15 protein-coding genes are annotated in these 25,818 nt (G+C 40.2%); 7 read left to right on the top strand and 8 right to left on the bottom strand.

Annotated features, from left to right (window positions below):
• Positions 1 to 86: 86 nt before the first annotated feature.
• The 3 genes from H6G69_RS13035 to H6G69_RS13025 all read right to left on the bottom strand — a co-directional run bounded on the left by H6G69_RS13035 (position 87) and on the right by H6G69_RS13025 (position 5,124).
• Entirely contained in the window at positions 87 to 473 is a 387-nt protein-coding gene (locus H6G69_RS13035) for a response regulator (protein ID WP_190687134.1), read from the bottom strand.
• Positions 470 to 3,121, bottom strand: a complete 2,652-nt coding sequence (locus H6G69_RS13030) for a PAS domain S-box protein (RefSeq protein ID WP_190687131.1) — start codon at positions 3,119 to 3,121, stop codon at positions 470 to 472. The genes H6G69_RS13035 and H6G69_RS13030 overlap by 4 nt, the downstream gene beginning before the upstream one ends.
• A gap of 164 nt (positions 3,122 to 3,285) precedes the next feature.
• On the bottom strand, positions 3,286 to 5,124 hold the full coding sequence (locus tag H6G69_RS13025) for a response regulator (protein ID WP_190687128.1): 1,839 nt from the start codon (positions 5,122 to 5,124) through the stop codon (positions 3,286 to 3,288).
• Positions 5,125 to 6,360: 1,236 nt separating this feature from the next.
• Here H6G69_RS13025 and ndhL point away from each other — a divergent pair.
• The 4 genes from ndhL to H6G69_RS13005 all read left to right on the top strand — a co-directional run bounded on the left by ndhL (position 6,361) and on the right by H6G69_RS13005 (position 8,823).
• The gene (gene ndhL / locus H6G69_RS13020) at positions 6,361 to 6,573 is read left to right on the top strand and encodes an NAD(P)H-quinone oxidoreductase subunit L (protein WP_190687124.1); all 213 of its coding nucleotides are present in this window, start codon (positions 6,361 to 6,363) and stop codon (positions 6,571 to 6,573) included.
• 24 nt (positions 6,574 to 6,597) lie between these two features.
• Complete coding sequence (locus H6G69_RS13015) at positions 6,598 to 6,909, top strand: DUF3007 family protein (protein WP_190687122.1); 312 nt, start codon at positions 6,598 to 6,600, stop codon at positions 6,907 to 6,909.
• A 183-nt stretch (positions 6,910 to 7,092) separates the two neighbouring features.
• Positions 7,093 to 7,890: a tryptophan synthase subunit alpha gene (gene trpA / locus H6G69_RS13010; protein ID WP_190687120.1), complete on the top strand. Its 798-nt coding sequence runs from the start codon at positions 7,093 to 7,095 to the stop codon at positions 7,888 to 7,890.
• 288 nt (positions 7,891 to 8,178) lie between these two features.
• A complete protein-coding gene (locus H6G69_RS13005; protein ID WP_190687117.1) occupies positions 8,179 to 8,823 on the top strand; it encodes a cell division protein ZapB in 645 nt (214 codons plus the stop codon).
• A gap of 93 nt (positions 8,824 to 8,916) precedes the next feature.
• On the opposite strand, the gene H6G69_RS13000 is transcribed toward H6G69_RS13005, so the two are convergent.
• The 3 genes from H6G69_RS13000 to H6G69_RS12990 all read right to left on the bottom strand — a co-directional run bounded on the left by H6G69_RS13000 (position 8,917) and on the right by H6G69_RS12990 (position 12,136).
• On the bottom strand, positions 8,917 to 9,192 hold the full coding sequence (locus tag H6G69_RS13000; RefSeq protein WP_190687113.1) for a DUF5132 domain-containing protein: 276 nt from the start codon (positions 9,190 to 9,192) through the stop codon (positions 8,917 to 8,919).
• A 144-nt stretch (positions 9,193 to 9,336) separates the two neighbouring features.
• The gene (locus tag H6G69_RS12995; RefSeq protein ID WP_190687110.1) at positions 9,337 to 9,927 is read right to left on the bottom strand and encodes a chromophore lyase CpcT/CpeT; all 591 of its coding nucleotides are present in this window, start codon (positions 9,925 to 9,927) and stop codon (positions 9,337 to 9,339) included.
• 307 nt (positions 9,928 to 10,234) lie between these two features.
• The gene (locus H6G69_RS12990; RefSeq protein WP_190687107.1) at positions 10,235 to 12,136 is read right to left on the bottom strand and encodes a DUF3352 domain-containing protein; all 1,902 of its coding nucleotides are present in this window, start codon (positions 12,134 to 12,136) and stop codon (positions 10,235 to 10,237) included.
• A 659-nt stretch (positions 12,137 to 12,795) separates the two neighbouring features.
• Between H6G69_RS12990 and H6G69_RS12985 the strand changes: the two genes are divergently transcribed.
• Together H6G69_RS12985 and H6G69_RS12980 are read left to right on the top strand one after the other, a co-directional pair.
• The gene (locus H6G69_RS12985) at positions 12,796 to 14,106 is read left to right on the top strand and encodes an AAA family ATPase (RefSeq protein ID WP_190687104.1); all 1,311 of its coding nucleotides are present in this window, start codon (positions 12,796 to 12,798) and stop codon (positions 14,104 to 14,106) included.
• A complete protein-coding gene (locus tag H6G69_RS12980; protein WP_190687101.1) occupies positions 14,103 to 20,102 on the top strand; it encodes an eIF2A-related protein in 6,000 nt (1,999 codons plus the stop codon). Before H6G69_RS12985 ends, H6G69_RS12980 begins: the two co-directional genes overlap by 4 nt.
• Before the next feature lie 15 nt (positions 20,103 to 20,117).
• Here the strand turns inward: H6G69_RS12980 and hetF are convergent, their stop codons facing one another.
• Positions 20,118 to 22,619, bottom strand: coding sequence for a cell division protein HetF (gene hetF / locus H6G69_RS12975; RefSeq protein ID WP_190687098.1), 2,502 nt, complete (start codon positions 22,617 to 22,619; stop codon positions 20,118 to 20,120).
• 2,573 nt (positions 22,620 to 25,192) lie between these two features.
• On the opposite strand from hetF, the gene H6G69_RS12970 reads away from it, so the two are divergent.
• Complete coding sequence (locus H6G69_RS12970) at positions 25,193 to 25,516, top strand: thioredoxin family protein (RefSeq protein WP_190687095.1); 324 nt, start codon at positions 25,193 to 25,195, stop codon at positions 25,514 to 25,516.
• Here H6G69_RS12970 and H6G69_RS12965 read toward each other — a convergent pair.
• A complete protein-coding gene (locus H6G69_RS12965) occupies positions 25,503 to 25,736 on the bottom strand; it encodes a hypothetical protein (RefSeq protein ID WP_190687092.1) in 234 nt (77 codons plus the stop codon). The two genes, H6G69_RS12970 and H6G69_RS12965, sit on opposite strands and share 14 nt — an antisense overlap.
• Positions 25,737 to 25,818 lie beyond the last annotated feature (82 nt).

Genomic DNA, 25,818 nt, shown 5'->3' with positions numbered 1-25,818 from the left:
TTCGACAACTTCTGTTCTCTTTCAATTAAGAACTATAAATAAAAAAAATAAAGAACTAATAAAGAATCAAGATTGTTTACAAAACTTTACATTTCATCTGCCCACCCCATTATTTCAGCTACTTCTTCCGAAATACTTGTAGGTTCAAAAGGCTTGCTAATGACTCCAGCAACTCCCATTTGAGAAAAACGGTGGCGATCGCTTGGTAAAACTTTGGCGGTGAGCAGAATCACTGGGATGGATTGGGTGGAGGTATGAGATTGAAGTTGCTCATACACAGCAAAGCCATCCATATTAGGCATAGAAACATCTAGCAAAATGGCATCAATGTGAGTTTCTGTCTGAGCAATTTTTAATCCTTCCTGTCCAGATGCAGCAGTTAGGGTATTCCATCCACCTAAATCTTCTAGACAAGCTTGCACTAATTCGCGGATGCGTTCTTCATCATCGACAATCAATAATTTTCTAGTCATAGGTCATTATTTTCTCCCCTGATTTCTGGGCTTGTGCGACTTTTTGGTAGAGTGAAGAAAAATGTGCTACCTACGCCAATAATACTTTCTGCCCAAATTTGCCCACCGTGCTGCTCAACAATACTACGACAGATAGCCAAGCCAAGCCCTGTACCACCTTTAATGCGGGAATCTGTTGCATCTATTTGCTGGAACCTGCCAAAGATAGCTTCTAATTTATCACTAGGAATACCCCGCCCTTGGTCGCTAATTTTAAATAAAACCCAATCTTTCTGCTGTTCCACACTCACAGTAATCATGGCCTCAGCAGGGGAAAATTTAATTGCATTTCCTAAGAGATTGGTCAGTGTTTGGATAATTGCATCAGCAGCAGCCCAAACGTCAGCATTGCTGGGACGAACATCAAATTTAATATTTTGCTCCTTCGCAAGTGCTTGCACTCCTGCGACTGCTTGCTCGATTAAGTCAGTTGCATTGCAATTAGTTTTTTCTAAAACAGCGCGACCCGATTCTAAGCGTTCTAAATCGAGTATATCGTTGACTAAGCGCACCAAGCGATCGCTATCAATTGCGGCTATCTCAATCATGCGTTTAAATTTATCTGGTTTTTTGTCGTAAATACCAGTTTTTAATAAACCCATAGCGGCTCGAATTGCTGTTAAAGGTGTGCGGAGTTCGTGACTGACAATGCTAATAAATTCTGTTTTAATTTGCTCTACTTTTTGTAGTTCTGTGATGTCTTCTGCTAACCCTGCAACTCGCACTATTTCCCCTAATTCATTTTTAATTGGGAAGGCGCGATCGCGTATCCATCGAATGGAACCGTCAGGGCGAATAATGCGATATTTGGTATCTGATTTTCCTGTTTTTACTTGTTCTTGAAATGCCAGATCAACAAGCGGGCGATCGTCAGGATGAATGGCATTTAACCAAGCTGAAAAGCTTTGACAAATGCTTTGGCAACTTCTTTGCCAGATGGTTTCAAAAGCCGGACTAATATACAGAATTTGCTGAGTTTGAATATTTGTCATCCAAAATACTGCTTGGATGTTTTCTGCCAGTTGCCGAAATTTCTCTTCACTTTGACGTAAAGCATCTTCTATGCGTTTGCGTTCGGTGATTTCTTGATGAACGGCTACCAAAACATCACCATATTCAGGATGTTGAAACACAGAAGCCGTCGCTCTACACCAAAATGGAGTTCCATCTTTTTTAACATTATGAACTTCATAGGTAGCTTCTCCTTTTTGGAAGACCATAGAGCGAATAGTTTGGTTAACATCTTCAGCACTTATTGATTGAGTTGCATAATTCAAAATTGAAACGTGTTGAAAGTTAAGTTCACCACAACCATAGCCAAACATCTGCTCAAATTTAGGATTAGCGTAGACAATTGTGGCATCACTAGCACGTACCAAACAAACTCCTTCTGCCATGTTGCGGGCAATGACAGCTTGAAATTCTAGCTGTTGTTCGGCTTGTTTGAGTCTGGTGAGGTCGCGCAGGCTGACAATTACACCCGAAATATTGCCCTTTGCTTCACGGTAAGGTGTGTAGGTCACACTCATAAATTGTGGTGGTCGATTTGGGTAATTAAACCATTTTTCATACTGGCTATTTTCTCCAGTCAAACATTTATCTATGCGCGGTTGGATAAAACTTTCAAAAAACTGTTGACCTAAAATTTCCGAGACAGAATGTCCTAAAACTTCTGTTTCAGTTTTGTTGTACCAATCGAGATAAGTTTGATTAACAATTTGATAATTGTAGTCTCGATTAAGTAGAACAATACCGTCTTTGACGTTAGATACAATGTATTTATATTGCTCAAGTACTGCGGCACTACATTTGCGATCGCTAATATCAAAAATTGTTGAATGGCTCATCAAAAATTGTCCGGCTTCATCTTTAATGGCTGTACCATTTAAACTAATCCATCGGGTTGTACCATCTTTATGGACAATTTCAAATTCTAGATTATTAATCCAACCTTGCTGCTTAAACTGAGGAAAATTCTCTTGAAATACTTGTTGACTGTCACCCGTAAGAATATCTAAAAATTGCTTGTGCAGAATTTCATCACGGCTATACCCTAGCCACTTCAGTTCTGTGTCATTAATCCGAATAAATTTACCTTCTGCATCTAGAGAATGATAGCCACACGGTGCATTATTGTACAAATCTTCAAATTCCCGGATATATTGCTGTAATGTTGCTTCTGCTTTTTTCCGCTCAGTAATATCGTTGTTGATTTCTAAAACCATTCGTAGTTGCTCGGCATTTTCTTGAGCTAATTTTTGGCTAAGTTGTTTAATCTGTTGTTTACTTTTGAGAAAATGACTAGTCAACAGATTAATAATTAATCCCACCACTATAAAAATGCCTAGGCGCATAGCATCCTCTGGCTGAGAAGGAAACAGGTGATATTGCGGGGGCATTAAAAAATAATCAATTGCCAGTGTTGAAACAACAACTGTCACTAACCCTAAACGAAAACCGCCATACCAAGTGCTGACTAGGATACCTATATAAAAAAAAGCACTAATAGTTCGAGATACCAGTGTTTCTAGCCATAGCAATAATATTAAAGCGATCGCTGCTGCACCAATAGCAACACCGTAAGACATAAATCGCGGATAAATTTTCATAAGTCTTTATTTTTGAGTACTGCTAATTCCCAGCCCTATTGGAATGGGTGTGGGGTGTAGGGGAAAATACTGCTCTAACAACCACCTTCGTCACAAGCCTCGTTTTTTAAGACGATGGCACTATCTGGGGCATCCTCGCCCCTTGAAGCGGACTTCACTACACCCTACCCCCAACACCCCACACCCTTCTTCTTGACTCGCTCAATCCGGCTGAGTACTCTTGTTACTAGTTCTGGCCCTAGCACTGGCTTATTGATAAAATCATCTGCTCCAGCTGCAAAAGCTTGTTGGAGAGTTTGTGCATCTGTGTGGGCTGTGACCACTAAAATCGGTATATCTCCCCACTGAGCATCTTGGCGCACAACTTGACACAAATCTAATCCATTCACTATCGGCATTTCTAAATCCAGCAATACTAAATTGGGTGATGTTGTGGTTAATAGTTCCCAAAATTGCTGTGGTTGAGATAGGGTGATGACTTCTAATCCCCAAGGAGTGAGTAGCTGCGCTAATCCTGCTAGCATTACTGGGTCGTCATCGACGATTAATACTTTGGCTTCGGATGATTTAGCTGGTGTTAAAATACGTGCGATCGCCTCAAAAATTTGCTCAGTTGTGGCAGATTTATGCAAAAATTGTCTCGCCCCTAAGCGTGACACCGCTAATCGGTCAGACAAGCTATCTCGTCCAGTGAAAACCACAATTGGAATGTCGGGCCATTGTGCTACTAATTCCTGTAAAAAGCTGAATCCATCTTCTTGTGTACCGGGAAAGCTCAAGTCTAGTAGCACTGCATCAGGAGTGGTTAAGTTCAAGTACGAGCGAGCCTTGGCTAAATCAGGCGTGATTTTCATTCGCATTCCCCACCCTGTTGCTGCTGTCAGCAAACGCTCGGTCAGCATCGTATCATCATCAATGACCAGCACATGATGGGTTTGATTTAGCGGTTTTGCTTGGGTAGTTAAAGTTATTGGCGATTTGATTAACTCTTGTTGTAATGCTTTGACTAATTGAGAAAAAGCCAATATTTCTGCTGATGTCAGAGTCGGATGAGATATTAATAAATGCTCAATTGCTCTAGCTATCCTAGAACCTTCTGGATAACCAAACGACCCCATTGAACCTGCTAATTTGTGAGCTTCATTTAATGCTTGTTTTTTTTGTTCCTCATCTAAATTCCCAGCTAAAAGAGCCAGTAAATATTGCTCTAGTATTCTTACTGGTTGATTAAACGAATTCTGAAATTTTTCTATGACTTTGTTAATAGAGTTTAAATCTTGAGTTTGAGGTGCTTGCAGAAGTTTTCTTTGATCAGCAACAATGCTGTCTGGAAATGACTTTAAACGATAACCCATCCCATACACTGTTTCCAGAATCTCTTGTGTAAATCCTGCGGCTTTGAGCTTTTTGCGTAAATCTTTAATATGAGTTGTAACCGCATTTTCGACTGGCGCATCATCAAATCCCCAAAGCCGATCTAAAATCATCCTGCGGCTAAAGATGCGATTGGGGTTTTGTAAAAATAATTCCAGCAGTTTATATTCTGTGGCTGTGAGTGAAATTAACTCGCCCTCAATGGTTACTTTGCCAGAATTGGTGTCTAAACAAAGATTTCCCCAACATAACGCTGATGATACAATTGCCCCTGTACGGCGTAACAAAGACCGAATCTTGGCTAATAAGGCTTCTGGACTATAGGGCTTAATCGCATAAGCATCTGCCCCAGCATCTAAGCCTGTGACAATATCTGCTTGAGAATTTTTTCCCGTGAGCAATAAAATCGGTTTCTGGTAGCCTTGCGCTCTAAGTTGCCGACAGAGGCTGACTCCATCCAGTTGCGGCATTAACCAATCCAGCAAAATTAAGTCATATTTTCCTGATATTGCTAGGTCTAGGCCTGTTTGTCCGTCGTTTGCTATGTCTACGCTATAGTTATTTGCTTGCAGCAAGCTGGCTAACGCATAACAAGTTACTTTGTCATCTTCTACCAACAAGATTCTCATATAGCAGTCGAAGCATAGATTAGGACGATGTTTATAGCTGAAATGCCAGAGAATACTGAGTTACTACTCAGCACGGGCTAAACGCCCCGCTCCGCTAACAGCACTCAGCACTTTGCTATGAGTTGTATCTATTTCAGTATCGTTTGCTACATCAATCTATGCTGTGATTGCAATACTTTGTTACTTTTGTTAATAAAATAGATTTTTTAACAATGGTAATTTAAAAGCATCAGCCTAATACTACTTAAGCTCGCCGTTATGACTATCTTGTACATTAAGTCACAACAACGAGCTTGATTGATTTTACTTTTTAGTGGGGGTGGAGGGACTTGAACCCTCACGACCGTTTAAGGTCAACGGATTTTCATTCTCTTGCAGCTTTCACTACTGCCTAGTAGCTTAGACTAATTTAGGCTTTGAGAATTGGACTCTCCCTTTACCCTCGTCTTGACGTTAGGGTAGCTCCCGTCGAGTCTCTGCACCTTCCTAAAACTTTGAGTTTAAATTTTAGAGTATGAGTTTTACAATTACTCAGCACTCAGCACTTTTAACTCACTACTTGCTTTAGGCTTGGCTCAGGATTGCCTTGTCTGTAATCAGATTTAGGTTTCCCTGAGTTTGAGAGCTGACACTTGAAAGATTTCTCGATCAAGGCTCAGTTAGCTAAGTCCGTAGCGTCTGCCATTCCGCCACACCCCCAAGTTTACTTAGGAGTCAGTTATTTTTTAGAGGCAGTAAATACCTCCTCATCTATTCCACCATCAATGTGCGTTTTGTGCAACTAGATTTTAGAAATTTGTCTGTGTTTGGCGATCGCAGTTGTTTGCTATCTCAAACTTTAGACAAGCATCATACATCTGGGTGAACAAACACGCCGATTTGATACTGGTTTTGCCATTTTAGCATCATCCTGAGATTTGTCTAGTAAAAAGTGCGAAATTTTTTCGACGGTTAGATAGGCAGCAAAAAAGTCTTTGTTTATCAAGGTTTTTAGGACTTACGCAAAAACTCTCTCAAACTCTCATTTCTCCGTGAACTCTGCGCCTCTGTGGTAGCCTGCGGCAAGCCGCTATCGCGTCTACGTTCTTCCGTAGCCTGTGCGTAAGTCCTAGTTTTATCGAGAGTTGATAGTTCATCGAAAATCTAAAATTGTTTAGCTTTCCTCAAGCTGCGCGTTCAGCCTATGATGAAAAACAGATGCACTGAATGGCCTTGTCTATAAAAGAGAAAAAATCTATGATCGTAGCCCTGCTGTATCTGATTTTGGCTGGAGCTTATTTGTTAGTCTTCCCCGTGGCTGTACTCCTGTACATGAAGCAACGCTGGTATGTAGCTACCTCAATTGAGCGTGGTTTTATGTACTTTTTGGTGTTCTTTTTCTTTCCTGGGTTGCTAGTTCTTTCACCGTTTGTGAATCTTCGACCGCAACCGCGCAAAATAGAAGTGTAACCAGATGGGTAGGTCATAACTCTCATGCGACGCATTGACGCTCTTGGAATTGGCTTGGGTATTTTTATCGCTGGCGGCTTGGCTTATGTGGGATTGCAGCTGTTTGGCTTAGATAGCCAACAAGCTGGGATATGGAGCCAAGTTGTGCTAATGCTTGGGTTGATTGGTTGGTTAGGCACTTATGTTTTTCGCGCTGTGAATCAAGATATGACCTACCATCAACAACGGGAAGATTATGAACAAGCGTTTTTTCAAAAGCGGCTGGACGAACTTACCCCTGAAGAACTAGCCAAAATCCAAGCTGAGGTTGAACAAGAAAAGCAATCTCAGGTGTAAAGTGATCCTTTCTGTGAGTCAATAGTCAATAGTCAGTGAAAAAGGAAATAGGGAACGGGGACATTTTTTATTTTTTGTTTCCGTTATGGGATATAAAAATCTTGACTTCCATAAGGATTACCCGTTTTCTAGTTTCTGATTCATTTTTTTGACTATTGACCCTTGACTTTTGAATCTTGACTAATGACTGCCATTTCCGATCGCTTTGAAATTTTAAGACGGAATCAAGAGTGCGCTCTGATTCCGTTTATTACTGCTGGTGATCCAGATTTAGCAACCACCGCAGCTGCTTTGCAAATTCTCGATCGTAGCGGTGCTGATTTGATTGAGTTAGGTGTGCCTTATTCCGATCCTTTGGCGGATGGGCCTGTGATTCAAGCAGCTGCTACCCGGGCTTTACAAAAAGGCACGAAGTTAGAAGCAGTGCTAGAAATGCTGCAAACAGTTACACCCAATCTCCAAGCACCAATTATTTTATTTAGTTATTACAACCCGATTTTGCATCGGGGCATTGAACAGTTTCTGCAACAAATTGCAGCAGCAGGAGTATCAGGCTTGGTAGTACCTGATTTACCTCTAGAAGAAGCGGCTGGCTTGCTTAAACCTGCGGGTGAGATAGGAATTGATTTAACTTTATTGGTAGCACCGACTAGTTCGGCTGACAGAATTTCAGCCATTGCTAGCGCTTCCCAAGGATTTATTTATTTGGTCAGCGTAACTGGGGTGACGGGAATGCGATCGCAACTAGAATCACGCGCATCAGATTTACTCCAACAAATTCGTAATGTTACTGATAAACCCATTGGTGTAGGTTTTGGGATTTCCCAAGTAGAGCAAGCCCTTCAAGTCAAAGAATGGGGTGCAGATGCGGCAATTGTTGGTAGTGCTTTTGTCAAACGCCTCGCAGAAGGTACTCCTGAAGAGGGGTTAAATGCGATCGCTCAATTTTGCCAAAGCTTGAAAGCTGCACTAGTTCAGTAGGATTCAGGGAGTAGGGAGTTGGGGAATACGGTAAAATATCTTTTGACTATTGACCAATGACTAGATTAAGAAAGTATAACAGTAGAGTTTTTTTACCCTGGTTTAGTAGACAATTTGACATTTATAGTTTTGAATATTAACAGCAGATTGCAGGCTGTAAAAAAACTAGCTGATACTGCCGCTTATACTTAAAGTATTAGGTGAATTTGAGTAAGCAAACAATTATGAGTGTGAGAGTGTGTCAGTCACCAACAATAATAGTTATGTCGCTGTTGAGGGGCAAGCGCGATGAGTGAGAGTATGGCATTTATCGGTGGAGTCGCTGTGGCTGGGCTGGCGGCTTTAGTATTGCTCAAGGGGACAAATACTCCCCTACAACCTAACTTTGCGGTTACAACACCCCAAATCCCCACTGTAATGGCTCCCCAAGTGATGCAGCCAACTGCGCAATATCCTTATGGACAGCAGCCTTATCCCAATACACAGCCACCCACTGCACCCAACCCTGAGTTACGTACAGAATTGGATCAGTTAAAAGCTGAAGTGAATCGTTTAAAAACCGATAATGAGCAGCTAAGAGGGGCAAACCAACGCCTATTCGATAATCAAAATGCCCAACAATTGCTATTAGCACAGCAAAATAGCCAAAAAGTAGCATCTGAAGCGTTTCAACCACCTCAAAATGCTTGGTGGTCATCACCTATTGTTTGGGCTGTAGGCGGCGCAACTATCACCGTTGGTGGAGGTATTGTTGTAGCTGGGGTTTTGGCTTTGTTCTCGCCGCGTAACCGTCCTACTCGGACAGTGCAGGTAATTCATCCCTATCAAGGTTCTACACAACCTTTAGTTCCTATCCGTCGGGCTGAATTTCTCCCACCTTCGCGGGGTGAGGCAAGACGCGTTGAAGCGCAAGAGTACGACGAAATGCACTAAAGAAAAATTAGATATTTGCAGTTTGAACAAGCATAAGGTGAATTTTTCGCCTTGATGCTTAATTTTTTTGTGTATACGTTGTGACGCTGAAACTTAGATTTCTCTAGGTTCAGCCGATTTCATACGTTCTTCGCCAATTTCGGCTTTAGCTTCGGCTATGATATCTTCCCAGGTTTCGCTAACTTCTGCGATCGCTTCTTTGCTCTTTTCGTAGAACAAAAGACCACGTTTGACAGCTGCTTTGGCGACTGGTCTGCCTACACCAGTCACTACTGGTAATAATATAGGGATCAGAACTATCCCAATAATACCCGTGACTCCAAGTCCTTCGGTTAAATCTCCAAGGTCTGGTAAAAGCTTAATTGACATAATATGTCCACCTCCCTGGTTTTGCCTAAGTTTATTTTAATACTGTTCTAGATTTTTTAACGCCAAGGTACGCGGAGGTTTGAGGAATTTTGTTGACAGTCAACCCTTAAAAGTTAACAGTCAACAAGTAAAGATGTACATCAATCAGCACTTCACTTCATCGGCAAAGCTAGCCCAGCGCACGAAGTAAAATGGCCCTGCGACTGAACCCCAGATATGTTCATCGGTTTCTAAGTCGCGTCCTCGGTCAAGGCTGATGAATTTTTCTTCGTCAATTTCAAATTCGCTATCTAAATAAGTCTTTTGGCCTTTGCGAAAGACTATACAGCCTTTACCGGGTTCTACCTGACCTTTAAAGCTGTTACCAGTCCACTCGACAATCATGTTACAACCTGGTAGTTTCTCTAAGTCATCGGCTGTGAGGGTTTTAAGGAGTTCTAATTTGCGGGATGCACCGTAAAATTGTTCTTCTTTTTTAACAGTGTAGTTTTCAATTTGGATGCGATCGCCTGTGTTGATTAATTTTAACACTCGCAACCGATAAGGGTCGTTTAGCGCGTAGTCGTAGGCTTGTTCCACAAAAAAACTTACCCCAGATAACAATTCCAACGGTAAGGGACGCATACACACGCGAATATGTGCATAAAATGGTGGGTTTTCAAAAGCTTGCGCTTGATTGCTAAAATCAGCTGCCATCCATTTGGCTAAGGTAGCTATATCTGTAGAACTTGTCATTACGGCTTTATCTATTGGTTGCTTAAAAATCTCTTTGAGTATTTTAGTGAAGTCTGAAGTGTGAAGTCGGAAGTATGAAATTTTATGAACTAGAATTCGGCAAAACTAGTCTGTGCAGTTTGAAACCTTAATTTTTTGTTAGTTGGCGAAGCTGGTAATACTAGTACAGATTGGCGTAAATAAACAGACCATCGGAAATTGCTAAAAGGCTTGTGGTATCACGATTCTTTCTTTTTATTTTTGCCTTGTTGTACTAGTGCCGCAGGAGCGTTAACTAGTTCCAAGCTACTAGTTAACGTCATTTCTCCTATTCTTTCTTCCCCGCCTCAATTGGCTTTCTGGTGGGAGCCAAAACCATTAAAAAGTCAAATTGTTCTTGTTCTGGTGTGGTTGCAGTTGTGGCACTCAAGCTATAGACTGAACCGATCAGTGATTTCCAAGGTTGGACACTTTCATTATTAAAGATACTAGGCAAGAAACCATAAATCCATGACAAAGTAGACCCACCATTCAAATAAAAATATCCATAGTTGGGACGGGGTAAGGAATTAGTCGCAGTTTGGAAGTTATAAGTAGAAGGCAATTGAATATAAGGTTGGGGAATTAAATCTTGAATTGCCCCATATCCGGTTGTGATGACGATGGTATTGTTGTCAGTCCAAGTGTAAGCAAGCAAGCTTTGTGAAGCTTCACCTCCTACCTCCCAGCTAGTAACAGTTTGACCAACCAGTGAGCTTTGTGAGGCTCCACCGCCTACATCCCAGCTAGTAACACTTTTACCTTTAATATCGTGAGTATTAACTACTACTTCTCCGTTGGAGAAAGATTTAATAAATTCATCTAACTTTTTGAGCGTATTTTCAGCAGCAGCGCGGTTATTTGTTTGTATGGCTATGCCAATTCCTAAATTTAAATCGGGGATGGAACCTAAAAGTCCACCTTTGGAGGGAAACAGAAAGAAAGCATAGTCGCCATCCATCCAACTGGTAATATCTTTTTCTAAATCAAGTCCGGTGCTAGTGCGGACAAAACTACGCAATTGAGTTAACCAATCTTTTAGTTGTGGCTTTGTACTCACAGCTTCAGCTAACATCAACCATCGCTGATTGATATTTCTGCCAGTAAAGGCTGAATAAGTTGCACCGGGCAATTTCGATATTATCGCCTCTGGTTGTTCTACTTGAAAGTTATCTTTTTCTGATTTAGGTGTTTGGCGGTAAGCCGTAGCTTGAAAGCGTAAACCCTCTGGTTCGACTGTTAAAAAACCATTGACACTGCCAAAATTTTTGAGTTGATCGAGGTTAATGCTATCAGTACCAATTACTGGGAATGGTAGACTAGGGTCTTTAGCTAGATCATTGATTAGCGGTACAAAATTCGGCAAGTTTTCATAAATTGTAAATAACGATTTGCCATACTGCGGATGCTGGAGTGTTTGCTGGAATTGGGGATTTTGCGCCAGATTTTTATCTGTTTGAGAAGTATCTATGACTTGTTCAATAGATTTAGCAGTGAAGCCTGAGACAACATAACCTGGTAAAGTAGCGATCGCAAATCCGCGTTGTTGATTTAGCCAATCTGGATTAGTTAAATCAGGCATTGCTGCTGCTTTGAGTTTGCCTAATGTAGGAAGTTGCTTGCTTTTTGGGGTGTCGTTTGTTGGTGAAGGAGCTTTTGGTAATTCTGGTAATGGTGTTTGTTCGGGTAAACTTGGCGGTGTTGGTGTTTTTGGTTTCTTGGGAGGCTGCATTTCCAAAATAGTGATGCCTTTATATTCCCGAACTTTTACCCGTTGTGAATCTGCCTTCATTGAATCTAGAAAAGACTGGATGCGTGTTTCATCCTTGACTGGAACTAGCAGAACAAAATTATTATCTATGCTTGCAGTCGTTCCCTCAACCTTGGGCAGAAACGCAAACATCACTGGCCCGTTTAACAAAGGCTCTATATCTCGTGCATAGTTGAATTTAATCGTAGGAGGTAAAAATTGCGCTGCGGCTGTAAAGGCTCTCTCAAATAGATAAAAACGATTTAAGGATTCCCAAGCTGTGGCTTGAGTATTGACTAAGCCTACTAGTGGTGTGTCTGCTGGCAAAATATTGGCACTTGCCACAGTCGGTTCTGCTGCTGCTGGTTCACTAGTTTGTGCAACAGGAGAAGCGATCGCCACAGCCGATAGTAAAGATACTGTAATAATGGGTGATAACATTTTGAATGGTAGATTTGAGATTTAAAATTTAGCACTAGCAACTCAATGTATAATTCATAAAATCTCTTTTTGCGAATTTATTTCTTATATTTTTATTATTATTTAAAATACTTTTTGATAAAAATTATTAATAATTGAATATAGCGTTTCCTAGTCTGCTGAAGTACAAATTTCTGCGTACCTCTGCGCTTAACTCTGCGACCCTCTGCGTTTCAAAATATTACCTGTACCTCACTTAACTGGGAATCGCTATATAACATCCATCAATTATTCCCAATCAAAATACTTCCGGCTTCTTAACGGATAAGAGCCTTCAAAAATAACTGTTAAAAAATAGTGGCTTTAGAATGACTAGTATACCTAGTCTTTGGCAAAAGCTACATTTTTCTACAAAATACGTTTATTTTTTATGAAAAATTAAATATTAAAAGCCTTGTGTTTGCCTAGGTCGTCTTATTTTAATTGTCTGTAAATTTTACTTATTCAACAAAAAATCTGTATTTTTGCCCAACAATTTTTAATGTTGCTAATTTGAAATTAACAGCGAAAATTAATAATACAGTTATTTTAAATAAATGTAAACTTACTTAAAAGTTTGTAGAAATAAGTAACTACGCTTTTGTATAAATTTAAGAGGAAGCCTTGTTAAGAGGTATTTGATGACACTGGACTTACAGAAATTTTACCAGGCGTGCAACCCTAGCAAAACTTTGGCGGTAGAAAACGCTGAGGATCGTAAATATTATATTGATTTCTCTTCAGTGCGTGGTGGCAGGATTATTGAGGAGCTAAAAGAAAATATTACGTTTTTTTCGCCACATGAGCCGACTTGTGAACTATTTACCGGACATATCGGCTGTGGTAAATCTACAGAACTGCTGAAACTCAAAGCTGAATTAGAAGCAGTAGGCTATCAAGTAGTATATTTTGAGTCTAGTCAAGACTTAGAAATGAGTGATGTTGATATTGGTGATATTTTACTAGCGATCGCACGTCGTGTTACCGAAAGTCTCGACGCTCTAGAAAAACAACTCAAAATTCCTGAACCCAAAGGTTTGAAAAAAATTATCGAAGGCGCAGCCAAACTAGTGCAGGTAGAACTGGAGTGGTCGGCAGAGTTCACAATTGGGATTGGTAAAATTACCGCGAAGGCCAAAAATAGTCCAGAATTTCGCAGCAAGTTACGCGAATATCTTGGCCCTCGTACCAAAAGTATTTTAGATGTGATTAACGAAGAACTCATCGAATCTGCGATCGTTAAATTACAGCAACATGGCAAAAAAGGATTAGTGGTGATTGTTGATAATCTTGACCGCCTCGATACTGCACAAAAACCTTGGGGAAGACCCCAACCAGAATATTTATTTGTGGATCGGGGTGAACAGTTACGTCAACTTAAATGCCATGTTGTGTACACAATTCCTTTATCTTTGCGCTTTTCTAACGATATCGAAAGATTAACTCAGCGATTTATAGTAGATCCCAAAGTACTACCAATGGTTCCAGTACAACAACGTGATGGGACTGTTTGTGCAGAGGGTATGTATCTCCTCAAACAAATGGTGTTGGCGAGAGCCTTTCCTGATGTCCCAGAAGCACAACGTCTGGATTTGATTCCAGAGATTTTTGATCACCCCGATACTTTAGAAAGGCTGTGCTGTGTGAGTGGTGGTCATGTCAGAGAATTACTCAGACTTCTCTATGACTGGATTAAAAAGCAAAGACGCTTACCTTTGGGACGTGATGTTTTAGAAAACGTCATTAAGTATCGTTGCAATCAAATGACCTTGGCAATTTCCGATGATGAATGGAAATTGCTGCGTCAAGTGGGAAAAAACAAAAAAGTCAACGGTGATGATGGTTATCGCAGTTTGGTACACAGCCGATTTGTGTATGAATATTGCGATGGCGATGGTTTTTGGTTTGACCTGAATCCAATTTTGGCAGAAGCACCAGGGTTAAAATTATGAGCGAATTGTACCGACTCGAAACAGATAACGAAAATTCTTTACAAGAATTAAATTGGGCGATCGCTACTTCTGGCGGCGAATTTTCGCTAATTTTGGCACTGTGTAATGCTACAAGTGTCAGAAGACGGTTGATGCAAACTTTGCAAGCATCAAGCGAAGTAGAAATTCAAGAAATAGTTTTAGATAAATCAGTTAAAACCATTTACCAAACTATCCAAAATAGCATCCGTGAACAGCATCCCCAAGCGTTAGTTGTCTCTGGTTTAGAGTCGGTCAATCATCTAGAACAAGTTTTAATTACAGCCAACCAAGTCAGAGAAGAATTTCGCAAAAATTTTCACTTTCCTTTGGTGTTGTGGGTGACAGATGAAGTCTTGCAAAAACTCATCCGCGTCGCCCCCGATTTACACAGTTGGAGTACGACAGTTGAATTTGCGATCGCCAGTGCTGATTTAATTAATTTTATTGAGCAAACAGCCGATGAAATCTTTACTAGAGTTTTAGCTGCGGGTGCGGGGAGATATCTTGATCAAGTTGCACTCAATTTACAAATTGGCTCGTCTCGCCGAGTGGAGTTAGAAGCCGCAGCCAATGAATTACAAAATCGTCGCTTGAGTCTTTCTTTAGAACTCGAAGCCAGCTTGGAATTTATGCTTGGTCGAGCTACTGCCAATTTTATGGAAGAGTCTCGACAACATTACGAGCGCAGTTTAGCACTGTTTGAACAAACTGATCAATTTTTAGAACGTCGTGCGGCGGTACTTTATTCCTTGGGTATATGGTGGAGTACATTTGCCGTGCTGTATCTCCCCGAACAAGAAAGTTCTCGTGCGACTTCTACTGAATATCTTCAAAAATGTATCGCAGTCTTTGAGCAAGCAAATCGCCGAGACTTAGCAGCCAAATTCATCAACGCCTTGGGTGTAGTTTTGCAACAACTCCAGCGTTGGGAGGAATTAGAAGCTGTAGCCAACAAAGCCTTAGTCTTGCATCAAATTTATGAACATCCGTTGAAACTTGCAAGAGCATATAGTTTCAAAGCCGAGGTAGCACTGGCCAAATCAATACCAGATACAGCCAAAGCTGCTGCTGAACAGGCTCTAAGTTTGTTAGACAACTATCAAAGAAATATACAGCAGCCAGTTAGTGAAGAAACTAAGGCAGATTTGGAGTGGGAAAACTCTTATCATCGCGGTTGGTACTTGTTTGCATTGGGGCGATCGCAAGCTGCGCTCAACCAACCAGAATTAGCATTGCAAACCTTAGAAACTGCCAAAACTGACACTAAAGCTCAATACGATCCAGAGCTTTATATTGGCATTTTAGCCCAATTGCGCGACAACTATTTTAAAAAATGTGAATATTTAACGGCATTTAATATTAAGCAATATCGGCGTTCTATTGAACAACAATATAGTTATCGTGCCTTTATTGGTGCGGGAAGATTGCAGCCACAACAGCAAGTAAATAACCCCGCCTTAGCATTAGCTGAAAACTCCGATACAGTCGCGCAAGAAATTGCTGCATCTGGGAGACAACCAGATATAAAGCGTTTAATTGAACGCATGGGTCGCCACGATCATAAACTAACAATTATTCATGGACAATCTGGTGTAGGTAAAAGTTCAATTTTGCAAGCTGGGTTAATTCCCGCATTAAAACAAAAGTCAATTGGAACGCGTGATGTTTTGCCTGTTTTGCAGCAAGTTTATCCAGATTGGTTGAGGGAATTAGGAGATAGATTGAAAGAGGCGATCGCTAATTTAACACCTTTAGCCCTCAAACCCTACGAAGGCGAAGATATACCTATATTTACTGATGATAAATCTATCTTAGAGCAGTTTGTCAAACATGATGATTATAACTTATTAACAGTCTTAATATTTGACCAATTTGAAGAATTTTTCTTTGTTTACAAAGACCCGGCTAGTAGAAAACCATTTTATGAATTTTTACGCGAATGCTTAGACATCCCCTTTGTTAAAGTCATTCTATCCTTGCGCGAAGACTACTTGTATTACCTATTGGAATGTAACAATCGATTAGCTGATTTTGAAGTAATTAACAACAATATCCTCGACAAAGATATTCTCTATTATTTAGATAACTTCTCCCCAGAAGATGCAAGAGCCGTTATCCATATCCTGACAGCTAAAACACCATTTGTTTTTGAACCATCACTCGTAGATGAGTTAGTCAAAGATTTAGCCAGAGACTTAGGAGAAGTTCGACCAATTGAATTGCAAGTTGTAGGCGTGCAACTGCAAACTGAAAGAATTACCAAACTAGAAAAATATCAACAACAAGGCCCCAAAGAAAAATTTGTCGGACGCTTTTTAGAAGAAATAGTTCAAGACTGCGGTACGGAAAATGAGCAGATAGCCAAACTAGTGTTATATCTGCTCACAGATGAAAACAACTTGCGTCCTTTAAAAACTCGCGCCGATTTAGAATTAGAATTAGAAGTCCAACCTGAAAAACTCGACTTAATTTTAGAAATATTAATTAAATCAGGACTAATATTTAAAATCCCAGCAGTTCCCGCAGAGCGCTATCAACTAGTACATGATTATTTAGTTCCATTTGTTCGCCAACAACAGTCAGAAAGATTAATTAAAGAACTAGAAAAAGAGCGAGAACAAAGAAAGTTAACAGAAGCCAAATTAAACGAAGTTCTTAAACAACAACTACTAGAAACACGTCGCGGGTTACTATGGAAAGTTTCATTAGGAACCATAACAGGAGCATTGGCAATATTTTTACCATTAATATTAGTTAATCAGAATAATGCTCAATTGCTGGCCATGAGTGGCAATGCAAAAGGCAAGCTGAATTCAAATCGAGATTTAGAAGCATTAATAGAAACTATCAAAGCTGGCAAACGATTACAACAATGGTGGTCAATTGGCGTAAAACCAGAAACAGCAATGCAGGTAAAGACTGCTTTGCAAGATGCGGTTTATACCACAAGAGAAATTAACACTTTAGAAGGTCATACTGACAGTGTGACTAAAGTAAGTTTTAGTCTTGACGGTCAAAAAATAGTTTCTGGTAGTGCTGATGGCAGGATAATAATTTGGAGTAGAAAGGGGACGAAGCTCAAAGATTTTAAAGCTCATGACAAAAAAATTACAAGTCTTGGCTTCAGCCCCAATGGTCAAAATATACTCTCTGGTAGTGAAGATAAAACTTTAAAACTCTGGAGTTTGGAAGGCGATGAACTGACTAAATTTCCAGGGCATGAAGATGAAGTTACTAGTTTTAGCTTCAGTCCTGATGGTCAAAAAATTATTTCTGGTGGTAAAGATGGCAAGTTAAAACTTTGGAATTTAAAAGGTGAAGAAATTAAATCTGAAGAACTTATACCTTTTGAGGGACATGATAGTAGTATTAACAGCGTAAGTTTCAGTCCAGATGGGCGACTAATTGCCTCTATCAGCGAAGATTATACAATCAAAATATGGAATCATAATGGTAAGAAAATTAAAACATTAAAAAATATAAATGGTAGCTCTGTTAGTTTTAGCCCTGATAATCAAAGTGTTGCTATATTCGGCTTAACAAGCTCTAACATAAAACTTAGAAGTGTTGATGGCTCTTTTATACAAGATATTAATTTTAATGGAATTACATACATTTTAAGTTGGAGTAGTGATACCAAAACTATAAATGTAGCTGGCATAGATTTCAGTTCCTATAATGATATAACAGTATCCACCATTCAAATAGATCAAGGAAGTAGGGTCAATTTTACTCTCAAGGGACATAGGAATACAATAACTAGCCTTAATTTTAGCCCTGATGGTAAGATGCTTGTTTCGGGGAGTGAAGATAAAACTGTAAAACTCTGGAGTTTAGAAAAAAGCAGTTTTCAGTTTCCCAACGAAAGACGGATAAATGAAGTAGTTTTTAGCCCTAATCCTCAAACAGTCGCCTCTATTGACGATGCCAGTACAGCAACACTTTGGCAGCGTGACGGTATTAGTAAAGCAACTTTACCAGGTAGTAATACAAAAATCTATTTCAGTGCTGACAGCCAAATGTTAGTTTCTGCTAGTCAAGATAGCACAGTACAACTTTGGCAACAGAACGGTACTTTACTAAAAACCCTTTCAGGTGAGTTTGTTGATGGTAGTTTTAGCACCGATGGAAGGAGTATTGCTTTGGTACAAAATGACAACAGTGTAAATCTTTTTTCTACTGATGGTAAACTTATTAAATCTCTGGCAAACCCAGAAGATAAGGTGGAGAAAATTCGCTTCAGTCCTGATGGAGAAATCATTGCCACTGTTAGTCAAAATAAACTCAAAATATGGCTTAGGAAGAATGGAAAACTGATTACTACTATGAATAGTAATATCCAAAATATTGGGTTCAGTCGTAATGGTAAAAATTTAGCTATTTTGGACAAGAATAATGTCATCAAGTTTTTACGCCTAGACGGTCAATTAAAATTAATTAAAAGCCTAAAATCTAAGAACAAAATGTCTATTAACTTTAGTCATGATGGAGAAATAGTAGCTATTAGCAATAGAATAAAAGATAATGAAGAAGCTGAATTAGTAGAAATTTGGCGTATGGATGGGACTTTATTAACAACACTTCGTCCACTAGAAGAAAGCCAGACCATTTCTGAAACAATGTTTACAAATGATGGACGAACTATAGTAACTGTATCCAGTTCTCAGGAAAAATTTTTATTTTGGAGGCGTGATGGCCATCTAATTTCAACTGCTAATAATACGGGAATTTATAGTCCTGATTATCAGATTTTTGTTAAAGTTGATATTAATAACACAGTCAGACTATTGAAGCAAAATGGTACTTTAATTAAAACTATTAAAGTTAAAAGTAGAAGGATAAATTTAAGCGAGAATAGTGACTCTGCTTTCAGATTCAGTCCTGATAGTAAAATTTTAGCTATTCGCACAGGTTTAGATACTATAGAACTCTGGCATACCGATGGCACTTTCCTCACAACAATCCAAGGTATTCCTAATTCTAAAACTGACCGCTTTGGTTATTTCAATGATGCTAGTTTCACTATGAGCTTCAGTTCAGATAGCCAAACTCTGGCTATTAGCACCAGTGACAATGCAGTCCAATTCTGGAAAATTAATGGTAAAAAAGTTACAAAAATATTAAATTTACAGTCCTTCAAGGAACCAAGTAATCGGGTTAGTGATGTAATAGCTATCCCTAATAGTAATAAAATAGCTATTATTGGTGGTAATGATACTACTAAGTTATGGCGTATTTCTTCTAATTCAGTTAATAAAATACATTTGTTAAAGTCTTTACCAGGACATAAAAATTCTATAACCAGTGTTCGTATCAGCCCTAATGGTGATATGATTGCGGCCGCAAGTGAAGATAAAACTGTAAAAATATGGGGAATTAAAGGTAATTTAATCAAGAATTTTACTGAGCATAAAGATAAGGTTAATAGTATAAGTTTTAGCCTAGATAATAAGTTAATAGCCTCAGCTAGTGATGATAAAACAGTTAAAGTTTGGCAACTTAACGGTCAAGTAATTAAATCTTTTGAAGAACATGGTAACGGTGTCACAAATGTGAATTTTAGTCCAGATGGGAAATTAATTGCATCGGCTAGTAAAGACAACACTGTCAAAATTTGGAGTCTGGATCAAGAAAAAGTTACTCCTTTAAATAATTACGATACTGTGACCAGCATCAGCTTTAGTCCAGATGGCAAAATGATTGCCTCAGCAGACCCTAAAACAGTTAAAATCTGGAGTATTGAAGGCACTTTATTAAGCACTTATGAGCGTTTTGGAAACAGTAGCGTGAGTTTTAGTCCAGATGGGAAGAGTATTGCTTCTGCTGGTGATTATAACAGAATATCTGTTTGGGATTTTGACTTAAATCAACTCCTCAAGCGTGGTTGTGATGCAGCGCGTGATTATCTCAAGAATAATCCCAAGGCGGAAAGCGATCGCCATCTATGTGACGATATCTACAATCAAAAGCAATAGTTAGTTCCTATGTAATTATTCCACTTTCTGCTCCAGAAGCGATCGCCAATCGCCGATGGCTTTTTCTGTCCATAGCCAATTATTACTCAATTTATTCGCCTGAAAGTTTACAGGGTCTTGATTGATAACTAGTTTGCGTAGCTTAATCGCTTCATTCATATACTGCGTTTGTTTTGTCGCAGGTTGATTGTTAGCAGATTTATACAAACCAAGGGCTAAACCAGCATAGGGAGTCAAAGCATCACGAGGTACTGGCGGAGTTTTAGGTGATATTGCCGCGTTAGAGTTAGTTTTTTGTTGATTCAAAGCTAAATTCAATGCCTTAAACCAAGAATCATTCGCCCGGTTGAGATTATTCTCGGCGTAGTAAGCAAACCCTAAAGCATTGGCATACAACAGCGAATCAGGTTCGGCTTTGGCTGCGGTTTCCCAATAGCGACGGGCATCATCAATGCTATATTTTTTATTTCCAGTTTGAATCAACTGCCAAGCTAATCGACCTTTCATAAAGTTAACTGAAGGTTCATTAACTTGCTTTGGGGGAATTAAATCTAGGGCAGTTTGCGCCGCCGTCAAGACATTCCGGTCTAATAATTCTTCGACTGCAGCCAACCCAGCAGGTAAATCACCTTGGCTTAATTTTTCTGTCGCGGTGTTAGTCACCACAGATGTTGGGCTATCCTGCAAATTAATTTTGGGACTACTTCTTGATATAGCTTGTTCAGTGGGTATTTGGGGAATATCGGGAAAAGCAGAGATGCGCCGATGCCACCACCATCCTAAACCAATGACTGTAGCGATCGCACCTGCACCCACAATCCCTAACACTGGCCGCAAATTACGGCGGGGACGGCGTTGAGGTGGGGCTGTTGGCAGTGAGACTAAATCGGGATGGGGTTGTTTTTCTGTGCTTGGCGTTTCTTTGGGTGGTTCTCCGGGATTTCCCCATGATCCCTGGCGATGAAAAGGTGTGACTTGTCCTGTATTTTGTCTAGCTGGGAAATGATTTTCTGGATTAGTTAAGGGTGGTTCTTCGACTCGAGGAGATTGATTATTGCTGGCTTTTTGATGATCTAACTGGCGAAATAAATCTGAAACTATTGCTGAATCTTCCGCATAGGTGGGATCGTCATATTCAATTTCATCAACTAAATCGCCCCAAGTCTCTTCGCCTAACCAGTCCAAATCAGAAGCATCATGACTACCTAAACCAGGTGGGATCATCTCTTCAATTGGTAAAGGCATCTGTGCATCATCAGCGATCGCCGCGTATGCTGTAGAGGTAGTTGCCTTAACACTGCGGGTATAATCATTCAATGACTCGGTACTGGTAGAGTTAGAAATCTCCGGGCCAAGAAACCCATCAAATTCTGGTTGCAAATACAAAATTGGCAACGCCCAATAAGTTTGGTGCGAACCATAAGCAGAAATTAATCCTTGACGCACCCGACTCACACACAAATCCACCGGGTAGCCTTGGCTGAGGTTGCGATACAAAAGTTGGGTCAGTGTCAGCGCAACTTCATCAGGAATGCGTTCTGACATTGCTAAAACACATTTGATCCCGCGTCTGACTAAACTTTCGGTAAGGTTGCGTTCGCCTGTTTCTTCTGCTGTGTCGGATGTGGCTGTGTATGCACCCCAACAGGAGTTAAACACAGCCATTTGGATATTGTTATTAACAAGTAGACCAGCTAAATCGTCACCGCTCAGAGTTTCCGTTAAGCCAGTTCTATTACTAACAAGGTAAATTTCGCCGCCATTTGGCCCTAAATTACTATGTCCTGAGTAATGCAGAACTTGATATCTGCCTTGTTCTAAGGCTTGGGTTAATTCTTCTCTGCCTGGTTGGTCTAAGATAGTTAAGTCAATTTCCGGCAATTGACCGTTATCAGTGCGCGATAGATGACGCTGCAATTCCGCTTGTAGCCTGACGGCTTCTTGCTTCAATAAACCCAGCCGTGTTTGGTCTGTGGGCGAAGCCAACACCATTAAAACTCTGACTATGCCATCTTCAGGTTGCTGCGGTAAATTTCTTGATGGTAAACGGGCAGTATTGAGCAGACCACTTTGATAGCGCGAAAAAGCAACATAGGGGCCAGTAGCCAAAGGGCGATCGCCTGCGTGCATGACTTCCCAAGGCAGACGTGCTAATCTGTTATCCTTGAGACCCAATCTCAGACGCAACACTTGTTGATGATTTTGGGCGATCCCTTGGGCAGTAATCCAACTATCTCTGAGAGTGCCATGAAATAGGGCGTTATAAAATTGCTGACCTAATGCCACTAAGTTTACAGAATTTCTGGCGATGCCTAAGGCGGACTTCGTCAACGCGTCTCCCTGCAATACTGACCTTAAAGGGTCATTCATCAGATGTCCCGCCGCCGCCAACCAATCAGCCACAGGCCAAGTCACCAGTTCTTCTGCCAAAGGAACCCCAGGCGCGACTTGTTCCGTCCGCACCAAGTAGTCATTCTGCCCTACTGGAGTCACGGAAATGTGAAATTCCTGGGTCACAAACTTACCTGTTCGCCTCCTAAATCTGGTTTGAAACGCGAAAGTTTCAAGTCGATTTTTCGCTTCTTCTGATAGCTTAGATGCATCCCGCTACTGAATGTTTCTCAACAAAATTGTTTAACCCTAGCTGTTATTACTTTATCCGGATTGGGGAGCATCTGCCTAGAACAGTTAATTGGTAGATGCACCTTGATCTTCAACTCCCCTAGCTGGCTAACACCGGCTGGGGGATTTTTTCTGCCCAATAACCATCATATTACGAGTATTTGATCCGGATTGGGCGATCGCATCTAGAACAGTTAATTGGTAGATGCACCCTGATAACTAACTTCCCTGGCTGGCTGCCACCAGCTGGGGATTTTTTTTGGGTTGATAGCAATAATTATAAGGATTTTCTCCGGATTGGGCGATCGTACTTGGAACAATCAATTAGTAGATGCACCCTGATAACTAACTCCCCTGGCTAGCTGACACTGGCTGGGGATTTTTTTTGACAAGACTTACGCACACTTCCTTGATTTTTCATATTGCAGCGTAAGTCCTAATAACAAACAAAATGGCAGCAACTTTTGTCCGGAAAAGAATAATTATCTCTAGAAGAATTAATTGGTAGATGCACCCTGATAACTAACTCCCCTGGCTGGCTGCCACCGGCTGGGGGATTTTTTTTGTGCAATTCATCCGGGAGATACAGTTTAACTATGGAATAAATAATTGGTAGATGCACCCTGATAACTAACTCCCCTGACTGGCTAACACTGGTTCGGGGATTTTTTTATGCAATTCATCCGGGAGATGCGATGTGAAACGAGAACAGTTAATTGGTAGATGCACCCTGATAACTAACTCCCCTGACTGGCTAACACTGGTTCGGGGATTTTTTTTATGCAATTCATCCGGGAGATGCGATGTGAAACTTGAACAGTTAATTGGTAGATGCACCCTGATAACTAACTCCCCTGACTGGCTGACACTGGTTCGGGGATTTTTTTTGTGCAATTCATCCGGGAGATGCAGTATGAAACTTGAACAGTTAATTGGTAGATGCACCCTGATAACTAACTCCCCTGACTGGCTGACACTGGTTAGGGGATTTTTTTATGCAATTCATCCGGGAGATGCGATGTGAAACTTGAACAGTTAATTGGTAGATGCACCCTGATAACTAACTCCCCTGACTGGCTAACACTGGTTCGGGGATTTTTTTTATGCAAATTATCCGGGAGATGCAATGTGAAACTTGAACAGTTAATTGGTAGATGCACCCTGATAACTAACTCCCCTGACTGGCTAACACTGGTTCGGGGATTTTTTTGTGCAAATTATCCGGGAGATGCAGTATGAAACTTGAACAGTTAATTGGTAGATGCACCCTGATAACTAACTCCCCCTAGCTGGCTAACACTGGTTGGGGGATTTTTTTGTAAATGATAAATTGTCGATATAAATTGTTCCAGTAGATGCTGTGAAATTTGAGAACAAAATAGTTGTAGTTAATGCACCCTGATAATTAAATCTCCTAGTTACTGCCAACACTGGGAGATTTTTTATGGTTGGTAAATAGCAACCTCTTATTCGGAAGATATAAATAACTTCTCGAATAAACTAATTTTTCATCAACGCGCCCTAATAAATAACTCCCCTATGTACTGGCCACAACTGGTAGATTTTTTTATGCTGATTTAACAGCATATCAGTTTTTGGCGTTTTTATCCGGAACATACTTCGGAATCCTAGAAACAGATTATTGGTAGATGTACTAAGATAACTAACTTTCTGGCTTAGTAGTCACCTTGATTCTTGAATCAACAACAACAAACGACCTTTGCAAAAATTGATCCGGAGAACTTTGCTAGACTTTGGAACAATTAATTGGTAGATCCACCCTGATACTCAACTCCCCTGATTGGCTAACACCTACTTGGGGATTCTTAGAAAAATCTCTTGCGTTTGTTTCTTGAAACTGTTGGTAGTTGCTTAGGCGTATATTCTAGCGTAAGTTTCAGACAATATACTAGTGCAAATAGTGTTTTATGTCTATCAGTGTCAGCATTTGTTGACCGAGATGGATTCTGAATTTTCGCAATTATCCTGCCACAGATAGAGTTTGAAAATACTCTTAGTGCCTAAAATATGGAATTCACTTATTCACCCTTCTACTATTGGTAGATTAGCAGATGGATTGTGGAAATTCTGTTTGCGATCGCTCAGTTGCTTTGCAGAAGCTACCCTGGTGAGAATCGTAAGTTTGTCTATCTTATCATAGTTTATAGTCAGATTTCTAGTGATTTGTCAAAGCCAGATTACAGATTGTAAAAAAATTGTGGATAGCAAATTATAGAATTGCTCATAATAAAGTCCTAGCTTAGACTTTGGCTAATTTTTGTCACATACTCCACAAAATACGATCCTCAAAATATTTTCTAAAAAATAATTTTTGGCTAAAAATATAAATTTTTTGATTAAATTCTCATTAACTGTTATATTGCACCTTGTTCAGTCTTGAGTAAGATGCATAGTTGTAAAAACTATGATAAGATACATTGCCTAATTCCAGGGAGGCGCAAAATTATATGAGTTTAGCTGTTATTAAATTTTCTTCTGAAGAGTGCGGCATCTGTCATAAAATGTCTTTTTATGACCAAAAAGTAGCAGAAGAATTGGGTTTGCAGTTTATTGATGTCAAAATGCAAGATACAGCTACCTATCGCAAATATCGTAAAATTTTGCTAACTCAATATCCCGATAAAGCAGATATGGGATGGCCTACTTATATTATTTGTGAATCTCCAGAAGGAGAATTTCAAATTATTGGCGAGGTCAAAGGCGGACATCCCAAAGGAGAGTTTAGAAGTCGTCTGCAAGCAGTTGTAAATCCCGCAGCTAGTCAGAATTAATCACTTCAAAAGATTTTACCTCTAAGGCTGGGCCAATCATTGCTGCTGTCATGATATCTTCACGCACCTGTCCGGTAACTTTGGCTTTCTGCCCAGCTTTTAGCAAGCTTTTATCCGCGCCTTTAAGAATTTCGTAGGTTTTGCCGTCATCTGCAACAAAAGCCCACGCGCCCATACCAATATCACGACGTTCAATAGTTCCTGTAACTGTAATGCTCATAATTAAGTGCTGAGTGCTGAGTGCTGTTAGCGGTAGCGGGGCGTTTAGCCCGTGCTGAGTAGAAAGTGGGGGTTATTTTATA

Source organism: Nostoc sp. FACHB-110, assembly GCF_014697425.1.
Lineage (GTDB): Bacteria > Cyanobacteriota > Cyanobacteriia > Cyanobacteriales > Nostocaceae > Nostoc_B.
The sequence above is the reverse complement of the archived record's forward strand: the minus strand, read 5'-3'. Positions and strand labels throughout refer to the sequence as shown.

What these genes read in the sequence shown, in the direction of transcription:
- H6G69_RS13035 (WP_190687134.1), bottom strand. Translation starts at nt 473, where the DNA reads ATGACTAGAAAATTATTGATTGTCGATGATGAAGAACGCATCCGCGAA.
- H6G69_RS13030 (WP_190687131.1), bottom strand. Translation starts at nt 3,121, where the DNA reads ATGAAAATTTATCCGCGATTTATGTCTTACGGTGTTGCTATTGGTGCA.
- H6G69_RS13025 (WP_190687128.1), bottom strand. Translation starts at nt 5,124, where the DNA reads ATGAGAATCTTGTTGGTAGAAGATGACAAAGTAACTTGTTATGCGTTA.
- ndhL (WP_190687124.1), top strand. Translation starts at nt 6,361, where the DNA reads ATGATCGTAGCCCTGCTGTATCTGATTTTGGCTGGAGCTTATTTGTTA.
- H6G69_RS13015 (WP_190687122.1), top strand. Translation starts at nt 6,598, where the DNA reads ATGCGACGCATTGACGCTCTTGGAATTGGCTTGGGTATTTTTATCGCT.
- trpA (WP_190687120.1), top strand. Translation starts at nt 7,093, where the DNA reads ATGACTGCCATTTCCGATCGCTTTGAAATTTTAAGACGGAATCAAGAG.
- H6G69_RS13005 (WP_190687117.1), top strand. Translation starts at nt 8,179, where the DNA reads ATGAGTGAGAGTATGGCATTTATCGGTGGAGTCGCTGTGGCTGGGCTG.
- H6G69_RS13000 (WP_190687113.1), bottom strand. Translation starts at nt 9,192, where the DNA reads ATGTCAATTAAGCTTTTACCAGACCTTGGAGATTTAACCGAAGGACTT.
- H6G69_RS12995 (WP_190687110.1), bottom strand. Translation starts at nt 9,927, where the DNA reads ATGACAAGTTCTACAGATATAGCTACCTTAGCCAAATGGATGGCAGCT.
- H6G69_RS12990 (WP_190687107.1), bottom strand. Translation starts at nt 12,136, where the DNA reads ATGTTATCACCCATTATTACAGTATCTTTACTATCGGCTGTGGCGATC.
- H6G69_RS12985 (WP_190687104.1), top strand. Translation starts at nt 12,796, where the DNA reads ATGACACTGGACTTACAGAAATTTTACCAGGCGTGCAACCCTAGCAAA.
- H6G69_RS12980 (WP_190687101.1), top strand. Translation starts at nt 14,103, where the DNA reads ATGAGCGAATTGTACCGACTCGAAACAGATAACGAAAATTCTTTACAA.
- H6G69_RS12970 (WP_190687095.1), top strand. Translation starts at nt 25,193, where the DNA reads ATGAGTTTAGCTGTTATTAAATTTTCTTCTGAAGAGTGCGGCATCTGT.
- H6G69_RS12965 (WP_190687092.1), bottom strand. Translation starts at nt 25,736, where the DNA reads ATGAGCATTACAGTTACAGGAACTATTGAACGTCGTGATATTGGTATG.